The sequence below is a fragment of the Actinomycetes bacterium genome (genome assembly GCA_036000965.1).
In the GTDB taxonomy this organism is placed as follows: domain Bacteria; phylum Actinomycetota; class CALGFH01; order CALGFH01; family CALGFH01; genus DASYUT01.
The window spans coordinates 1-17,065 of sequence record DASYUT010000230.1 but is presented as its reverse complement, the minus strand read 5'-3'; the positions used below and the strand labels follow the sequence as shown (position 1 = coordinate 17,065).

Annotated in this window: 17 protein-coding genes and 1 pseudogene; 10 read left to right on the top strand and 8 right to left on the bottom strand. The window is 73.2% G+C overall.

The genetic code is table 11. From position 1 onward, the window contains the following. Positions 1 to 392: 392 nt before the first annotated feature. Positions 393 to 3,599, bottom strand: a complete 3,207-nt coding sequence (locus tag VG276_20945) for a BTAD domain-containing putative transcriptional regulator (protein HEV8651794.1) — start codon at positions 3,597 to 3,599, stop codon at positions 393 to 395. Positions 3,600 to 3,676: 77 nt separating this feature from the next. Between VG276_20945 and VG276_20940 the strand changes: the two genes are divergently transcribed. The 3 genes from VG276_20940 to VG276_20930 are packed head-to-tail and all read left to right on the top strand — an operon-like array spanning position 3,677 to position 5,641. After that, positions 3,677 to 4,075, top strand: a complete 399-nt coding sequence (locus tag VG276_20940) for a nuclear transport factor 2 family protein (protein ID HEV8651793.1) — start codon at positions 3,677 to 3,679, stop codon at positions 4,073 to 4,075. A gap of 30 nt (positions 4,076 to 4,105) precedes the next feature. Then, positions 4,106 to 4,474: a hypothetical protein gene (locus VG276_20935; GenBank protein HEV8651792.1), complete on the top strand. Its 369-nt coding sequence runs from the start codon at positions 4,106 to 4,108 to the stop codon at positions 4,472 to 4,474. Positions 4,475 to 4,507: 33 nt separating this feature from the next. Continuing rightward, entirely contained in the window at positions 4,508 to 5,641 is a 1,134-nt protein-coding gene (locus VG276_20930) for an AI-2E family transporter (GenBank protein HEV8651791.1), read from the top strand. Positions 5,642 to 6,034: 393 nt separating this feature from the next. Here VG276_20930 and VG276_20925 read toward each other — a convergent pair whose 3' ends face one another. Next, positions 6,035 to 6,991 carry an SDR family NAD(P)-dependent oxidoreductase gene (locus VG276_20925; protein HEV8651790.1) on the bottom strand — a complete coding sequence of 319 codons (957 nt, stop codon included), beginning with the start codon at positions 6,989 to 6,991 and terminating at the stop codon, positions 6,035 to 6,037. A 611-nt stretch (positions 6,992 to 7,602) separates the two neighbouring features. On the opposite strand from VG276_20925, the gene VG276_20920 reads away from it, so the two are divergent. From VG276_20920 to VG276_20905, 4 genes and pseudogenes are all read left to right on the top strand, one after another. Next, positions 7,603 to 8,145 (top strand): LuxR C-terminal-related transcriptional regulator, encoded by a 543-nt coding sequence (locus tag VG276_20920; GenBank protein ID HEV8651789.1) that lies wholly within the window; start codon positions 7,603 to 7,605, stop codon positions 8,143 to 8,145. 235 nt (positions 8,146 to 8,380) lie between these two features. Further along, a pseudogene (locus VG276_20915) lies at positions 8,381 to 8,902 on the top strand (cation-transporting P-type ATPase). 167 nt (positions 8,903 to 9,069) lie between these two features. Further along, on the top strand, positions 9,070 to 9,708 hold the full coding sequence (locus VG276_20910; protein HEV8651788.1) for a 6-carboxytetrahydropterin synthase: 639 nt from the start codon (positions 9,070 to 9,072) through the stop codon (positions 9,706 to 9,708). Beyond that, a complete protein-coding gene (locus VG276_20905; protein HEV8651787.1) occupies positions 9,705 to 10,568 on the top strand; it encodes a Rieske (2Fe-2S) protein in 864 nt (287 codons plus the stop codon). Before VG276_20910 ends, VG276_20905 begins: the two co-directional genes overlap by 4 nt. Before the next feature lie 499 nt (positions 10,569 to 11,067). Here VG276_20905 and VG276_20900 read toward each other — a convergent pair whose 3' ends face one another. The 4 genes from VG276_20900 to VG276_20885 form a co-directional block, all read right to left on the bottom strand. Next, positions 11,068 to 11,835, bottom strand: coding sequence for an SOS response-associated peptidase (locus tag VG276_20900; GenBank protein ID HEV8651786.1), 768 nt, complete (start codon positions 11,833 to 11,835; stop codon positions 11,068 to 11,070). 218 nt (positions 11,836 to 12,053) lie between these two features. Continuing rightward, positions 12,054 to 12,680, bottom strand: coding sequence for a protein-L-isoaspartate(D-aspartate) O-methyltransferase (locus tag VG276_20895; protein HEV8651785.1), 627 nt, complete (start codon positions 12,678 to 12,680; stop codon positions 12,054 to 12,056). Beyond that, positions 12,568 to 13,272: an isochorismatase family protein gene (locus tag VG276_20890; GenBank protein HEV8651784.1), complete on the bottom strand. Its 705-nt coding sequence runs from the start codon at positions 13,270 to 13,272 to the stop codon at positions 12,568 to 12,570. The genes VG276_20895 and VG276_20890 overlap by 113 nt, the downstream gene beginning before the upstream one ends. Then, positions 13,272 to 13,679 carry a VOC family protein gene (locus VG276_20885; protein ID HEV8651783.1) on the bottom strand — a complete coding sequence of 136 codons (408 nt, stop codon included), beginning with the start codon at positions 13,677 to 13,679 and terminating at the stop codon, positions 13,272 to 13,274. The genes VG276_20890 and VG276_20885 overlap by 1 nt, the downstream gene beginning before the upstream one ends. 327 nt (positions 13,680 to 14,006) lie before the next feature. Between VG276_20885 and VG276_20880 the strand changes: the two genes are divergently transcribed. Together VG276_20880 and VG276_20875 are read left to right on the top strand one after the other, a co-directional pair. After that, a complete protein-coding gene (locus VG276_20880) occupies positions 14,007 to 14,900 on the top strand; it encodes a cyclase family protein (GenBank protein ID HEV8651782.1) in 894 nt (297 codons plus the stop codon). A 90-nt stretch (positions 14,901 to 14,990) separates the two neighbouring features. Continuing rightward, a complete protein-coding gene (locus tag VG276_20875) occupies positions 14,991 to 15,506 on the top strand; it encodes a DUF4870 domain-containing protein (GenBank protein HEV8651781.1) in 516 nt (171 codons plus the stop codon). 268 nt (positions 15,507 to 15,774) lie between these two features. Here the strand turns inward: VG276_20875 and VG276_20870 are convergent, their stop codons facing one another. Next, on the bottom strand, positions 15,775 to 16,158 hold the full coding sequence (locus VG276_20870) for a glyoxalase superfamily protein (GenBank protein ID HEV8651780.1): 384 nt from the start codon (positions 16,156 to 16,158) through the stop codon (positions 15,775 to 15,777). Positions 16,159 to 16,365: 207 nt separating this feature from the next. After that, complete coding sequence (locus VG276_20865) at positions 16,366 to 16,767, bottom strand: cupin domain-containing protein (GenBank protein HEV8651779.1); 402 nt, start codon at positions 16,765 to 16,767, stop codon at positions 16,366 to 16,368. Positions 16,768 to 16,866: 99 nt separating this feature from the next. Between VG276_20865 and VG276_20860 the strand changes: the two genes are divergently transcribed. Beyond that, on the top strand, positions 16,867 to 17,065 hold a 199-nt coding region (locus tag VG276_20860; protein ID HEV8651778.1), incomplete at its 3' end, for a fructose-bisphosphatase class II.

The window sequence follows — 17,065 nt, the reverse complement described above, 5'->3', positions numbered from 1 at the left end:
AGGGCGAACTCAAGAAGCTGGGCGTCTCGGTGTCGGCCACCACCATCCGCACGGTGCTGCGTGGCAACGGGCTTGGGCCCGCACCCCGACGGACGTCGGTCAGGTGGCGAGCGTTTCTTCGGGCGTAGGCCACAGGCATCGCACCCATTGACTTCTTCACCGTGGAGACCGTGCGCCTCACGACACTCTACGTCTTGTTCTTCATCGAACTTGGGACGCGGCAGGTTCGCCTCGCCGGTGTCACGCGCCACCCGAACGGGCCTTGGGTGGTCCAGCGGGCACGGGAGCTCTCGATGGAAGGGAAGGGGGAACAACAGAGGGCACCACCGCGCCCCGGTTCCGCATTCGTGACCGGGACAGCAAGTTCACCCGTGCCTTCGACTCTGACTGGCTCAGCCAGGGCCGAGCGCCACCCGCAGCGCCTGTTCGGTGGCCAGTCCGCGCCCGCTCCCGAGCGCCGCCTGGACGGCGTCTGCGCCGAGCCGTGAGCGGGCTGCGTCGCGGGCCAGCTCGGCCTCGGCCCGCTCGGCGCCGACCGGGGTGGCGCCGACGCGCTCGCGGGTCGCCTCGGCCGCGCCCAGCAGGACCGCGGCCTGCTCGGCGCGGCCGAGGCCGAGCGCGACCAAGGCGAGCCCGACCAGGACCAGGGCCGCGGTCGCCGGCTGCGGGACGGCCAGCACGAGCGCGGCCGCCTCCCGTAAGTGCGTCTCGGCGTCGTCCAGCTCGCCGAGCCGTGCCTCCGCGCACCCGAGCTGGCCGAGGGTGTGCGGGACGCTCCATGCCAGGATCTCCCGGACGATGGCGAGCGCCTCCTGGTGCAGGTGGCGGGCGCGCTCGAGGTCGCCGCGGGCGCGGGCGATGCTGCCCATCTGGTTGTAGGCGTAGGCGAGCCCGCGGCGCTGCCCGGTGCGCCGGGACAGCGCGATCGCCTCGGCGTGCAGCGCGGTCGCGCGGGCGTCGTCGCCCTGGAGGGCGGCGAGGCTGCCGAGGTTGACCAGCGTCGCGCACACGATCCAGGTCGGTCCGACGTCGCGGGCGACCACCAGCGCCTCCTCGAAGCGGCGCACCGCCCCGACGACGTCGCCCTGCGCCCTGCCGAGCTCCCCGAGGCTGAACAGGGTGTGGGCGATCCCCCAGTGGTCGTCGAGGGCGCCGAAGCGCTCGAGCGTCAGCCGCCCGAGGGCCTCGGCCCGGTCGGGGCCCATGTGGTGGGCGTCGGCGACGAACCGTACGAGCCCGGCGGTCGCCTCGCCCCAGGCGTCGCCGGCCTCGGCGAAGCTGGCCTCGGCCTGGTCGGCCAGCCGCGCCGCGCCGCCGCCGCCGACCTGCAGCTCGGCCAGGCCGAGCAGCAGCCTGGAGGTCGCGGCCGCCTGCCGGTCGCCGAACCGCTCGAACAGCTCGAGGCTCCGGCGGACGGCGGCGACGGCGGCCCCGGTCGGCGTCAGCAGCACCTCGACCATCGCCGCCGCCTGCAGGGCCCGGGCCAGCTGCGGGCTGGGCGGCTGGCCGGCGGCCAGGGCGAGAACGCCGGCCAGGCGCTGCTTGCCCTCCTCGTGGTGGAACATCCACCAGTACCAGCCGAGCGCGCCGCCGATGCGCAGGGCGGTCTGGTGGTCGCCGCGGGCCACCGCCCAGTCCAGCGCCGCCCGCAGGTTGTCGTAGTCGGCGTCCAGCAGGCGCAGCCAGCGGAGCTTGCCACGGTGCTGGGCGGCCTGCTCGGCCAGGTCCTGGAACCAGACGGCGTGGCGACCGGTGACGGCCTCGGCCTCGCCGGCCTCCGCCAGCCGCTCCTGGCCGTACGCGCGCAGCGTCTCCAGCAGCCGGAAGCGGGCCGGCTGCCCGCCGGCCGCCACCACCAGCGACCGGTCCACCAGCCGGAACAGCCCGTCCATCACACCCTCGGGCCGCAGGCCGTCGCCGGCGCACACCGCCTCGGCCGCCGCCACCGTGAAGCCGCCGGCGAACACCGCCAGCCGGCGGAACAGCCGCCGGTCCGCCTCCTCCAGCAGCTGGAAGCTCCAGTCCACCGTCGCCCGCAGCGTCTGCTGGCGCGGATCGGCGGTGCGGCCGCCACCCGCCAGCAGCGCAAACCGGTCGTCGAGCCGCCCCACCAGGTCGCCGACGGGGAGCGCGTGCACCCGGGCGGCCGCCAGCTCGATCGCCAGCGGCATGCCGTCCAGGCGCCGGCACAGCTCGGCGACCGCGGGGCCGCCGGCGGCGTCCAGCCTGAAGCCCGGGTCGGCCAGCGCCGCCCGCTCGGCGAACAGCCGCACCGCGTCCCAGCGGGCCAGCGCCTCCGGCGAGCCGTCGGGCTCCTCGGGTCCGGGGGCGGCCAGCGGCGGGACCGGCCAGCGCGCCTCCCCGGCCACCCCCAGCACCTCCCGGCTGGCAGCCAGCACCTTCAGGCCGGGAGCGGCCCGCAGCAGCCGCTCGGCCAGCGCCGCGCACGCCCCGGCCAGATGCTCGCAGTTGTCCAACAGCAGCAGCAGCGTCTTGTCGGCGGCGAACTCGACCAGCCGCTCGACCGGCGCCGGCTGCGGGCGTCCCGGCTCGCCCGGCTCCTCGCCCAGCCCCAGCGCCGCGATCACGGCCTCCGGCAGCAGCCCTGGGTCCCGCAGCGCGGCCAGCTCCACCAGCCACACCCCGTCCGGCCAGCCGCCCAGCGCCCGCCTGGCCAGCTCGACCGCGAAGCTGGACTTGCCGGCCCCGCCGGGCCCGGTGACGGTGACCAGCCGGTGCTGCTCCAGCAGCTTGCCGACCTCGCGCAGCTCGACGTCCCGCCCGACGAAGCTGGTCAGCCGCTCCGGCAGGTTGTGCGGCGGCTGCCGCCGGCCGTCGGGGACGGCGTCCAGCGCCGGGTCCTGGGTGAGGATCGCCTGGTGCAGCCGCTGCAGCTCCGGTGACGGGTCGATGCCCAGCTCCTCGGCCAGCACCGCCCGGGTCTCCCGGTAGGCCCGCAGCGCGTCGGCCCGCCGCCCCGACCGGTACAGCGCCAGCATCAGCTGCCCTCGCGGCCGCTCGCGGAGGGGATGTGTGGCGACCAGCGCCTCCAGTTCCCCCACCAGCTCGCCGTGGCGGCCAACCGCAGCTCGGCCCGCAGTTCGACGGCGGCCAGCCGCAGCTCCTCCAGGCGGGCCGCCTCGGCCTGCGCCCACGGCCGGTCGGCGAACTCCGCCAGCGCCGGCCCGCGCCACAATCCCAGCGCCTCCGCCAGCAGCCCCAGCGCCCGGGCCGGGTCGCGGGCCGCCGCGCGGTCGGCGTCGGCGACCAGCCGCTCGAACCGGGCCGCGTCGACCTGCTCGGGGTCCACATCGAGCCGGTAGCCGGGCGGCCGCGTGGCCAGCCGCGCCGCAACCGGGCCGAGCGCCCGGCGCAGCGCCGACACCCGGCCCTGCAGGGTGTTGACCGGGTTGCCGGGCGGGCGCTCGCCCCATAGGTCCTCGATCAGCCGGTCGGCGGCCACCACCCGCCCGGCGTGCACCAGCAGATCGGCCAGCAGGGCACGCTCCTTGGCCCCCGGGACGGCGACCGGGACCGCGCCGTCGTGCACCTCGAGCGGCCCGAGGATCCGGAACTCCATCTCGCCAGCGCCCCCACAGCCAACCCGCAGCGCCACGTCAGCGCCCCCGCGCATGGTGCCATCGGCACCCATCATCACAGAAGGAGGACGCCAGCGATGGAGGAGCGCGAGGTTCGTGACCTCTTGGAGCGGCTGCTGACCGACCTGGACCCGGCCGTCCACTACGAGGTCCACCACGAGCGGTTCACCGCGGAGATGCCGCAGTCGGGCGAGCGCCTGAACCGGGACAACCTACGGGCGATGCAGGAGGCCTACCCCAACCCCCCGACCTTCCAGTTGCGCCGCGTGGTCGGCGCCGGCGACGTGTGGGTCATCGAGGCCCTCGGCCACTACAGCGGCAAGCTCTACCACATGGTCATGATCGTCGAGTTCCGCGACGGCAAGATCTGGAAGGAGACCCGCTACTACGCCGAGCCGTTCGAGCCGCCGGCCTGGCGCGCCCAGTGGGTCGAGCGGATCGAGCAGCCCCAGGCGAGCGCCGTCAGCCAGCCGTAGCCGGCGCCCGCAAGCCTGCAGGGTGCGCAAATGCGTTCATGCAGCTCGTCGGTGGTATTCGTGGAGGAGCCCGCCGAGCAGGTCGCGGCGGTGCATAGCGCCCCGGTGATCCCCGCCAGGGATGGTGAGCCGGGCGCGCGCGTCTGGCGGTTGCAGCATGAGCGCGCGGTGGGGACGGTGGCGGTTGTAATGCTGGACGTAGACCCGAAGGACCTGCTCCAAGTGCCCACGCCCGAGGATCAGCAGCCAGTCCAGGCACTCGGCACGGACCTCCGGACCCAGCGTTCCGCGTACGCGTTCGCCTTGGGCGCCTGGAACGGGGTCACCAGCACCTCGCCACCCTCTGAGCAGAACACGCCGTCGAAGCTCCGGGGAACCGTCGCCCAACCGGGGGAGTGACGAGGCAGGCCAAGCCGTCGTAGCCTGCCGGCCATGACCGACCTGCGCGACCCCGCCGACGGCATCCCGACGTCGCCGGCCGGCGCGCCGCAGGCTCCCGACCCCAGGGCGATGCCGCCCTGGCTGCCGCGGGCGATCGGCCTGTTCCTGCTCGGCGTGGCCGGGCTGTTCGTCGTCTGGTGGCTGCTGCTGCGACTGCGCACGCTGCTCATTCTCCTGCTGGTGTCGCTGTTCCTGGCGATCGCCATCGAGCCGGCGGTGAACACGCTGGCCCGCAGGGGCTGGCGCCGGGGCGCGGCCACCGCGGTGGTCTTCCTGGTGCTGTTCGTCGCCGCGGCCGGGTTCGTCGTCGCCATGGGCTCGCTGGTCGTGGACCAGGTGTCCAACCTGGCCGACGCCGTCCCAGGCTACGTCGAGGAGACGATCGCCTTCGTCAACCGCACCTTCGACACCAACCTGTCCAGCGACACCCTGGTCGCGCAGCTCAGCAGCGCCGAGTCGCCGGTGCGAAGGTTCGCCACCGGCCTTGCCGGCAGCGTCCTCGGCATCGGCGCGCAGCTGCTCACGCTGCTGTTCCAGCTGCTGACGGTGGCCCTGTTCACCTTCTACTTCGCCGCCGACGGGCCGCGCTTCCGGCGCGCCGTGTGCTCCCTGCTGCCGCCGCGGCGCCAGCGGGAGGTGCTGCGGGCCTGGGACGTGGCCGTCGAGCAGACCGGCGGCTACGTCTACTCGCGGGCGCTGCTGGCCGCGGCGTCGGCCACCGCCACCTGGGCGTTCCTGTGGCGCGTCGGGGTGCCGAACCCGCTCGCCCTGGCCATCTGGGTGGGGCTGGTCTCCCAGTTCGTCCCGACGGTCGGGACCTACCTGGCCGGGGCCCTGCCCGCGCTGGTCGCGCTGCTGTCGAGCCCGCTCGACGCCGTCTGGGTGGTGGCCTTCATCGCCGCCTACCAGCAGGTCGAGAACTACCTGCTGGCCCCCAGGATCACCGCCCGCACGATGTCGCTGCACCCGGCGGTGGCGTTCGGGGCCGTGATCGCCGGGGCGGCCCTGCTCGGCGGCGTCGGCGCGTTGCTGGCGTTGCCGGTCAGCGCCACCCTGCAGGCATTCGGTGCCACCTACATCCGCCGCCACGAGGTGGTCGAGGAGGCCGGCCCGGCCCCCGCCTGAGCCGCGCCTCAGGGATGACCGCGAGACAAGCAAAGCAAGGTCAGCGAGGCTCTGACCTGCGGGGTTTGGAGCTGGCGCCGGGACTCGAACCCGGAACCTACTGTTTACAAGACAGTTCTCGTATCCCTGCGGGGACGCCGTGCAGGCGTGAAAACAGGCTCATATCAGGCGAAGTCGGTCTGTTTTCCGATCAGCCGCCAATCGTCTGCCGCGTGCTGGCCCGTGCCGTCCTGGCAGCTCAGGTCGGGTGGGTCGTCCAGCCAGTGCGCTCCTGACCGGTCGAGTAGCGCCAGGTGGAATGACCAGCAGAATGACCTGCCCGCCGCTCCACCGGGCGCCCTGTCGACTCGATCACCCACCACAGCAATGATGGCGCTGATTTGGCCCGCCCGCTCAGCCGGTGGCCCGTGCGAGCAACCGCTCGCGCAGCCGGTCGGGCAGGTGGGTCAGCAGGGCAGCGATGCGGGCGTCGCGCCCGATCAGGTAGCGGGGCCGTGGGCGGCGGGCTGCCAGGGCGCTGGCGATGACCTCGGCGACCGCCTCGGGCCGCAGGCCATCACGGGCGGCCCGGGCGGCCATGTCGCGGGCAGCCTGGATCTGGGTGCCGTAGCGCCGAATCGCCTCGGCGGGCAGCTTCTGGAGGAGCTGGGCGCTGGCCGTGGTCCCGCGCGACCAGATCGGCGTGGCGATCGCGCCCGGTTCGACCAAGACCACCTCGATGCCGGCGGGCCCCAGCTCTGCGCGCAGGCTGCCGGTCAGCCCGGCCAGGCCGAACTTGGCCGCGTGGTAGGCGCCGATCATCGGTCCGGCGATGCGGTCCCCGATCGACCCGATCATCACAATCCGCGGGGCAGGCGGCAGGTCCGGGCCACCGGAGGTGCCATTGCTTGCGGCCTGGGCTCTGGCGTCGGCAGCGGCCCACAGGGCGGGCAGGACGGCCTGGGTGACCGCGAGCTGGCCAACGAGGTTGACCTCGAGCTGGCGGCGGAACTCCACCAGCGGCATGAACTCCAGCGGCGCCGGCAACGCCACCCCGGCGTTGTTGACCAGGCCATGCAAGGGGCCGGCGGCACACACCTGCGCGCCGGCGCTGGCCACGGCTCCCTCGTCGGTAACGTCGAAGCGGAGTACCGTCACTCGCCCGGGGTGGGCGCCCTCCAGGGTGGCTGCGTCCTCCTCACGACGGACCCCGGCCCATACCAGCGCTCCGTGTGCGACGAGCGTGTCGACGGTGGCCCGGCCGATGCCGGTCGAGGCGCCGGTGACCAGGACCCGGCTGGTCGAGCGGACGCCGATCGGCGTTGCGCCCTGGGGCTGGCGGGACGTTCCTGGGCTTGGCTGCGAGGTCACGAACCCTCCTTGAACGATGTTGCCACTGTCATCATGACTCGGTCTTGGAGATCCCCCCACCCGAGCGGCCCACCGGTCCGACAACCCATCGAGGAGCACCCCCCGGCGACGGCGTCCAAGCGCACCCCTAACGCCAGCGCCGGGTGGCACCCAGCCCGGGTGGGCAGGATCGGGTCACGCGCGGTTCCTGGTGGGGCCGGCAGGCCCCGAACCGACGACCTTCCGCTTACGAGACGGATGCTCGGCGTCGAACTGGTCGGCTCCAGTCGGATCTGGCCTGCTCACGTTGGGTGCCTCGTCGATCCAGACGGATCCCGACGGAGACAGTCGGATCGTCTGGATGATCAAACGGATGATCACGTGCCTTCCGACAGAAAATCGGATGGCAAGGCAAGCGAGCCGGCCCGGCCGGGAGGCGGGCGGCACACCGACGGAGCGAAGCGGGGCGGGCGGGGCCGCGCCTTCCAGCACGGCGGAGGCCACCGGATGAGCTGAGCTGACACCTCCTGACAGTGGGGCCATCGCGGTGCATGATGCCGTTAGACCGGTTTGTGGTAGCTGGCCGGGAGGGACGATGGCCAGAGTATTCGTGAGCCATGCAAGCAACGACCGTGAGCTGGCTCACGAGGAGCTTGAGCTCGCGCGCCTGGGGCGCGCCTCGTGCGCTGGGCGCGGCCCTGCGCGCCGCCGGCATGGTCGAAGGCGGCCAGCACGGCCTCACGCTGCTCCAGGAGGCAGTCGCGGTGCTCGCCACATCCCTCGCCAAGCTCGAACACGCCAAGGCACGCACCGCGCTGGGCGCGGCGCTGCGCCGCGCCAGCCACCGCTCGCAGGCGCGCCAGCAGCTCCGCCAGGCGCTGGAGGTGGCGACCCTCTGCGGCGCCGCGCCGCTCGCCGCCCGCGCCCAGGCCGAGCTGCTGGGCACCGGCGCGCGGCCCCGCCGCGTCGCCCTGCGCGGGGTCGAGGCGCTCACCCCTGGCGAGCGGCGCATCGCCCAGCTGGCGGCCGAAGGCCCCACCAACCGCGAGATCGCCCAGGCGCTGTTCGTCACCCCAAGGACCGTGGAGGTCCACCTCACCAGCACCTACCGCAAGCTCGACATCAGCTCACGCGCCCAGCTCGCGGCCGCGCTCGCCGAGCCGAACCCCGCCTAGCTCCTCCTCCTCGGCCGCCCGCGCTCGCCTAGCGGTGTGGCGACGAAACCCTACGGGTCGGATCCGGGCACCCCCACGATGCCAAGCCGGCCACGGCCGAGCACGATCAGATTCAACGGCAACCCACAGGAAACGGAGGAATCATGCCCCAGCTATCAGAGCGTGCAGGCGCAGGTGGTCGCCGACGCGGCCGCGTGGCTCGATGAACCGGCCAGCCGCGTCCTCCTCGCCGGGGATGGCTTCGCCGGTGGCCGCGCCGTCTGCCGACCCGTGGTTGGTGGACACCGCCGAGGTGGTCGGGTCGCTGGGCGGCGACCCCGTGTCGGGCCTGTCGAGGGAGGAGGCCGCCGAGCGCCTGGCGCGCGTCGGCCCCAACCGGCTCGAGCCCGAGGCGGAGGTGCCGGCGTGGCGGAAGTTCCTGGCCCAGTTCGCCGACCCGCTGATCTACCTGCTGCTGGCGGCCATCGTGGTGTCCTTGGTGGCCTGGGTGCTGGAGGGCGCCGAGGGCGTGCCGTTCGAGGCGATCGTGATCGCCGCCATCGCGGTCGTGGTCGTGGCGGCGATCCTGCTGACCTCCGACATCCGCGAGCCCAGCGATCTGGTCGAGGTCCTGCTGCTGGGCGTCTCGCTGGCCGTCGCCGCGGTGCCGGAGGGCCTGCCGGCGATCCTGTCGGTCGTGCTGGCCCTTGGCGTGCAGCGCATGGCGGCCCAGCGGGCCATCGTCAAGAAGCTGTCGTCGGTGGAGACGCTTGGCTCCCCTTGCAGGGCATTAACGGTTAGGTGCCCGCGCGGTCGGGTACCCGCGTCGAGCATGGACCTCTCGAAGCCGCGGCCGCGCCGCCAACAGACCTCCGGTGGGGGAGCCGAGGAGGTGAGGGCCCGAGCCGTCGTCTTCGTCGCCCCCGCCGCGTCGAGCTGCGCGAGATGGACGTCGAGGAGCCGGCCGGCGACCGCGTGCTGGTGGGCACCGAGTGCTCCGGCATCTCCGGCGGCACCGAGCTGCTGGCCTACCGGGGCGAGGTCTCCCCCGAGCTGGCGCTCGACGAGACGCTCGGCGCGCTGGCCGGGACGTTCGCCCACCCGTTCCGCTACGGCTACAGCTCGGCCGGCCGCGTCCTGCGCGCCGGCGGCGGCCTGCGGCAGGGCCAGCTGGTATTCGCGTTCCACCCGCATCAGGACCGGTTGGTGGTCGGCGCTGACCAGGTGGTCCCCGTCGACCGGCACGATCCCGGTGCCGCCACCATCTGCACGCCCACGACTACCGGCTGGACGTGGTGGTCGGGCGGGGGGGAGCTGGACCGGCGCGGCATGGTCTGCGACCTGGACGTGCTCAGGTCGGCCCTCCAGGAGACGGCCGACCGGATCGAGAACAAGGACCTGGAGGAGATCCGCCCGCCGTGGGCGGAGGCCGTGACCGTGGAGGTGCTGGCCCCGTGGGTGCACCAGCGGCTGGCTCCCACCATCCGCGCGACGGGGGGCGAGACGCTCACCGTCCGGGTGTGGGAGTCGCCGGTCGACTTCGCCGCCGACGCCGGGCCCGTTTCGAGTGGAGGTGTGCCATGAGACCCGTGGCGAGGGAACTGGCCGAGCGTATCGAGGGGATCCAGCAGCTCGACGGTGCCGGGGAGATGCTCAAGTCCCTGGTGGACCGCTACGTCCCCCCGCGCAGCGAGGTGAAGGACCTGCTCAGCGGGACCTGGCTGGGGCACCCGCTGCACCCGCCGCTCACCGACGTGGTGGTGGGCGCCTGGACCAGCTCGTTCCTGCTGGACCTGATGCCGGGGCGCCGGACCCGCAAGGCCTCGGACCGGCTGGTCGACGTCGGCATCCTGGCGGCGGTGCCCACCGCGCTGGCCGGCCTGTCCGACTGGGCCGACGTCCGTGGCCGCCGCCGCCGGGTGGGGCTGGTCCACGCCGGCGCGAACGTGCTCGCGCTGTTGCTGTACCTGAGCTCGTCGGTGGCGAGGAAGCGCGGGCGGCGGCTGCGCGGCTGGTGGCTATCGGCGACCGGCTTCGGAGTGATCACCTTCTCGGCCTACCTCGGCGGCCACCTGTCGTTCGGCATGGGCGTCGGGGTCGACCAGACCGCCTTCGAGAAGGGGCCGACCGACTGGCAGCCAGCCATCGCCGACGCGGGCCTGCCGGAGGGCTCGCCGACCCCCGCCACCGTCGGCGGGGTAGAGTTGCTGCTGGTCAGGCGCGGCGCCACCATCCACGCGATCTCCAACCGGTGCTCGCACCGGGGATGCTCGCTGCACGAGGGCGACTTCTCCGGCGAGACCACGGTGGTGTGCCCCTGCCACGGGAGCACCTTCAGCCTCCAGGACGGGGCGCTGCTGCACGGCCCGGCCACCGCGCCGCAGCCGGCCTACCTGGCCCGGGTGCGCGACGGCAAGGTGGAGGTCCGGCTGGCCCAGGCCTGACCGTGGTCAGCGCGACTGGGACCCGCCGGCAGCGACGGCGTTGCGCAACGAATCGAAGAAGCGGCCGGCGGAGTCCCGCCAGGTCGGGCGCGAGGCTGCCCGGCGGCGCGCGGCCTCGCCCATCCGGCGCCGCAGCGGCTCGTCGGCGGCCGCAGGGCCAGCGCCCGGCTCAGCCCCTCGACGTCGCCGGGCGGGACCAGCAGCCCCTCCTGATCGCCGGCCAGGTGGGGCAGGTTGCCGGCCCGCCAGCCGACCACTGGCCGCCCGGCCGCCATGGCCTGGCCCACACCGTGCCGGCTGCCGTGCACGTATCCGGTCATCGACGGTCGTCGCCACGCTTCGGCTGCGTCGAGGGCGGGCCCGCGCAGGCATGCCATCATCTTGTACCAGTTGTTCGCTGGGCCGCGCCTGGGGACATAGGCGGTGATGCTCTCCTCGGCGCCGATCGTCCAGTTCCCGGGTGAGGGGGTTTGCCGGCCGATGGCGACCGCCGCGCAGGCTAGGCGGTGACAGGCTCGTGGCCTTCCAGTGGTCGGACAAGCTCCGGGCGGTTGTTGCGGGTGTTACCGACCGCCGGGTCCACCGGCCACAGGGCCAGCAGCTCCTCGGGGGCCGGCTGCAGCAGCGCCGCCAGCTGCTCGACATCGTGGTTGTCGGGGTCCAGCCATGCGTCCCACGCCTCGGGCGGCAGGATCACGGGCATGCGCTGGTGCACCGAGGCCATGAGCTGGTTGGCAGTGGTGGTCAGGATCGTGCACGTCCAAAGCTCATTGTCGGTGCCGCCGTCGGGATCGTGCCCGGCGCCGGTCGCCTCCTCGCCCCCGTGCTCCCCATGGGCCGCGGCGGGGTCGCGCCAGTTCGCCCACAGCCCGGCCAGCGCGAGCGGCTGTTCGTCGCGGGCGGCGATATAGAACGGCTGCTTCTTCTGACCCTTGCCCTGGTCCTGCCACTCGTAGAAGCCGTCGACCGGGATGATGCAGCGCCGGTGGGCCAGGCTGCGCTGCCAGGTTGGCTTTTCGCGCACGGTCTCGGCGCGCATGTTGATCATCCGGTTGCCGGCCTTGGGGTCTTTGGCCCAGCGGGGGACCAGGCCCCAGCGCAACTCGCGGAGCTGGCGGGCACCGTCGCTGCTGGCGACCACGACCAGGATGTCGCTGGCTGGGGCGACGTTCCAGCTCGGCTGGTGGCCTTCGACGCCGAGCGGCTCGGCGCGGAACCGCTCGGCCAGCAGCGACAGCTGGGTCGAGGCGCTAAACCGTCCACACATGCACCTAACCTTACCCGTAAGACAGGACATCGGCGCTCAGGGATCCGACTGTGGGCCTGAGCGCTTCCCAAGGCGCGGGAGGTGCTGGCGTGCACGACCCGGTCGGTGACGCCCGACAGCTCGACCATCCCGACGCCAGCGTGGACGCCGCGCTGCTGCTCGGTCCCCTCCGCGGCGCGAGCCTGGCGCTCGACGCGGCGGCCAGCTTGGCTGCACCGCTACCGGGCTGGCTCGTCGGGCAGCCCGTAGGCGCCGACCAAGCGGACGAAGTAGGCGGGGGTGACCAGACCTTCCTCGACGAGGCGGCCGCCGCGTCTGCGGAACGCGACGACGCGGTCGCCGCCGCCGTAGCCGAGCGGCTGGACGAGGCGACCGCCCTCAGCGAGCTGCTCGGAGAGCGGCGGCGGGACGCGCGGAGCGGCCGCTGCGACGACGATCGCGTCGTAGGGCGCGTGCTCGCCGAGCCCGCGCGTCCCGTCCCCCACGACGACCGTGCAGTTGCCGATCCCGGCCGCGGCGAGGTTGGCCCGGGCCTCGTCGGCGAGGTCGGCGAACCGCTCGACCGACCAGACCTCGGATGCGAGCGCGGCGAGGATCGCCGCCTGGAAGCCGAGCCCGGTCCCGATCTCGAGCACCCGCTCGACGCCGGTCAGCCCGAGGACCGCCACCATCCGCGCGACCAGGGACGGCTGGGTCGTCACCTGGTCGTGGGCGATCGGGATCGGCCGGTCCTCATAGGCGGCGCGCACCCATTCCGGGGGGACGAACCGCTCCCGGCGGACCCGCCGGAAGGCGCCGAGCACCCGCTCGTCGCGTACCCCCGCGGTCTCGAGCGCGGGGATCAAGCCCTCGGGATCCCACTGGGGGCGGTCGCGGCCGTCCGTGCCGGACGTCATGACTGGCGCGCCTCCGGTCCCGGCGACGTCCCGGCCCCCGGTGCCGACCGCCGCTGCGGCGCGCGTGCGCCTTGACGGCGCCGCCCGGCAGGAGCGACTCGGGCCGGATGGGCGCCCGAGCGGAGCGGCGACCCTCCCCGGAGGTGGCGCAGGTGGAAGCCCTCCTCATCGTCCTCGTGGCCGTCAGGCTGCTGCTGGCCGCTTCACGCCGAGCGCGATTGGCTACGCCGGCGACCTGAAGGTCCGGCTGCAGCTCGGCACCCCAGGTGCCCTGGACGCCGTGCTCGGGCCAGACGCCGCCGCTCGACTGGAAGTGCGGCGTCTGGGCGGGATGCCAGTCCTGGGTGTAGACGACGAGGGCACCCGCCGCCAGCGCCCGCTCGATCTCGCGGTTCACGAGCGGCACGACGCGCTCGCCCCCGCGGACGTAGAGGCTGCCCTTGGGATCGGCGAAGTCGTTCTGCATGTCGACGACGACGAGCGCCGTCGACCGGTCGTAGTCGACCACCACGCTGCCCTCCTGGGTCGTTGCCGTCCCCATCATGCCCCCGCCGGGCGTGGTCGGGTCCGCGGGATCTCCTGGGCCAGCTCGACGACATGCCCGTCGGGGTCGAGCAGGTGCAGGGTGCGGTGCCCCCAAGGCCGGTCGACAGGGCCGGACAGGATCCGGGCGCCCGTCCCGCGCAGCCGCTCGGCCTCGGCGTCCACGTCGTCGACCAGGAACAGGATCTCGCCGGCGGGGTCGCCGCCGCCTGCCACCTCACGCCCGAGCAGCTCCGGCAGCCGCCCGCGCTCGTAGAGGCCGAACTTGAGGTTCGGAGTGGCGAACTCCGCGTAGCCCGCGTCGGCGAACTTGAACGGCAGCCCGACGACGTCCCGGTAGAAGCCGACCGCCCGGTCCAGGTCGCCGACGTAGAGGATCACATAGTCAACGGTCCGCCTGGTCACGCCAACCTCCTCACGCCGCGTGGGCTTGCCTCGCCCGGATCGACCTGGCAGGCCGCTTCTCCCAGGGAGGCTGCCCGGATGGTGGCTGTCCTACTACAGGCAGCCGGACGGTGTCACTAGCACCTGAGAAGGCGACCCGCACACTCGGCGCGAAGGCGACCCGCACACTCGGCGCGAAGGCGACCCGCACACTCGGCGCGAAGGCGACCGCACACTCGGCGCGTGGGCCGCAGGGGAAGCCGCCGGCGGCCGGACGCCGTCCCGCCGGCTTGTCATGTTCCAGGCCCCGGCGTTAGCGTGGGAGCAAGGACCCGAAGGGGTGGTGCCATGTGCCTTGAGACGACCCTCCAGCAGGCGCGGGCCGGGGCGCGCCAGGCCGCCGCGCCGGACCACGACAGGGCCAGGACCCAGGAGCTGCCCAGGATCGGCCGGCGGGCGTTTCTCAAGACGGGCGCTGCGGCCGGGGCGGTGGCCGGGCTTGGTGCCACCGGGGTCGGCACCGTCCTGGCAACGCCGGCGCTGGCCTCGCGGGTTCCCAGCAAGCGGGTCGTCGACCTGTCCCACGTGTTCCGGGCGGGGTTCCCGGTGTACACCGGACCGGTCCCCCAGCGCGTGGTCCGAAAGACGATCGCGGCCGACGGCTTCTACACCCAGGAGTGGACCTTCTGGGAGCACTCCGCCACCCACATGGATGCCCCGGGGCACTTCGCTGCGGGCGGGCGGCTGTCCCCGGACATCACGCCCGAGGAACTGCTCCTCCCGGCCGTGGTCATCGATATCTCCGCTCGAGCGGCGGTGGACCCCGACGCCCAGGTGACGGTGGCCGACATCCGGGGCTTCGAGCGGGGCAACGGCCAGATCTTGCGGGGCTCGGCGGTGCTCATGCACTCCGGCTGGGAAACGCGAGCCGGCGACCCCGACGCGTTCCAGAACGTGGGGCCCGACGGCCTGTTCCACTTCCCCGGGTTCAGCGCGGACGCCGTGGAGTGGCTCCTTGAAAACCGGGACATCCGGGCCATCGGGGTGGACACCCTGAGTCTGGACTTCGGCCCCTCCCAGACCTTCGACGTCCACCACCTGCTCCTCGGGGCGGACCGGTACGGCCTGGAGAACCTGAGGAGCCTGACGGCCATCCCCCCGCGAGGGGCCACGATCTTCGTCGGCCTCATCCCGTGGGAGGCGGGTTCGGGCGGGCCCTGCCGGGTCATCGCCCGCTGGTAGAAGCGACAGGGGTCGGCGTCATGCCGGTCCCCGTCTTCCTCTAGGCCCGGACCTGGCTCAACGCAGCACTTGAGCGCGTTCCTCCAGGCGGTGCCATCGACCAAGGAGCATGCCGTGTCGGAGCAGGTTCCTCCGCCGGAGGAAGGCTCGTCCGAGCGAGGCTCGCCGGTCGGCCGGTCGTCGGGATCACCCTCGGGCGGACAGCAGCCGAGTGGGGCGCCCCATGGCGGCCCACCGTACCCGGCGCCGGCCGGGGCCTCGCAGCCCCTGCCACCCGAGCAGGAGCGGCTCTGGGCGATGCTCGCCCATCTGCTCTCATTCGTGGCGGCCTATGTCGCGCTTGGCTTTCTCGCACCGCTGACGGTGCTGCTCGTCTTCGGCCCGCGCTCGGCCTACGTGCGCGCGCACGCCGTGGAGGCGCTGAACTTCAACCTGACCTGGCTGATCTACGCGGCCGTGGCGGTCGTGCTGGCGATCGTGCTGATCGGGATCCTGATTCTGATCGCGCTTGGCATCGCCTATGTCGTGCTCGTGGCCATCGCGGCGATCCGGGCATACAACGGCCAGTACTACCGCTACCCGCTGACGATCCGCTTCGTAAGGTAGGCCAGCCGAGCAGGTCGCCGTCACACCTTGCCGGGACGACCGGTCGGGCCTGGAGGGCCAGTGCCAGCTCCATCCGGGTGCGGCCGGACCCGACTTGGCGGCCGGGCGCCTCGCTGCCCGCCGTCGCACCACGCACGCCTCGAGCCTGGCGGCGGTCGTCCGCCAGACCTCAAACCCGGTCAGCCACGACGTCGAGGGACGGAGCTGCGACGAAGTTCCGAGCCAGCCTGGTGCTCGCCCTGGCCCTGCCGGGCCGGCCCGCAGGGTGCTACTCGGGGAACGGGATCCCGTCGCCTGGCTGATCGGTCGACATGCTGAAGCGCAGCCGGTGCCCGTCAGGGTCGCCGACGTTCATCTCCCGCACGCCCCACTCGAAGTTCGTCGGCGGCTGGCGGATGTCGGCCCCGCGGTCCACGAGCTCTTCGTGGAACGCGTCCACGTCGTCCAGCCAGACGCTCACCCACGTCCCCGGGCTCCCCTGGCAGTCCCTGCAGAAGAAGATCTCGACCCCGTCGCGACTCACGCCTCCGAACGTCGCGGGGTCACCCCAGCACCACGACTTCGCGAAAGCAAGCCTCTCCGTGTAGTAAGCAATGCTCGCTCTGACGTCGCGGACGCACAGGATCGGCACGACCTGCTGGAACTTCGGCATGGTGATGGCACCCCCAGAGACGATCAGCCGACCTTGGCGAAGCTAGCACGCCCTCCCCACAGGCCTTGCGGGGCCCGGGCAGGGGCCCGGGCAGGGCCCGCTGGCAGGAGCCGCTGGCGCAGGGCCCGGGCCAGGAGCGTTCAGCGACCAGGAACGGCCGTTGCGGTAGCTGAAGGGGGACCGGGGCAGGCCCGGGCCCAGGAGCAGTCAGTGATGCTCGGCGGCGTCTGCCTGCTCTTTGGTCTGGTGCACGGTGCCGGGCGGATGCTCGGGTGGGGCGTAGATGGTCACCAGCCGCAGCGGCACGCTCCCGGTGTTGACGAAGTTGTGCCTGGTGCCAGCCCGGACGAAGACCAGCTGGTTGGGCGCGACAGGGCTCGTGCTGCCGTCCAGCACCGCCTGGCCCTCCCCTTCGATGAAGACCAGGACCTGGTCGTTGTCCTCGTGCACCTCCTCGCCGATCTCCTCGCCGGGAGGGATGGTCATGACCACGACCTGGCTGTGCTCACCCGTGATGATCACCCGGCGGAACGCCTCGTTGCGCCGTGCGAGCACGACAATGTCCACCGGCGCTTCCTGACCGGACCGCGTGCTCTCCGTGTCGGTCACGACTCCTCCTTGGTTCCGGGGCTGAACGCCGGATGGTACCGTCTCAGGCAGCCTCGAAATGGCGGTCCGGCCGCGTCCTGGTCAACGGAGGTGGATGCATTGCCTGCTCGTCCCGGCACCTTGTCACCCGACCCCGACCGTAACCTCGCCTTGGAGTTGGTGCGGGCGACCGAGGCGGCCGCCATGGCGGCCGCGCGGCACCTGGGCCGCGGGGACAAGGAGCTGGTCGACCAGGCCGCCGTCGACGCGATGCGCCCGGTCCTGGGCTCGATCGCGATGAACGGCGTGGTGGTGATCG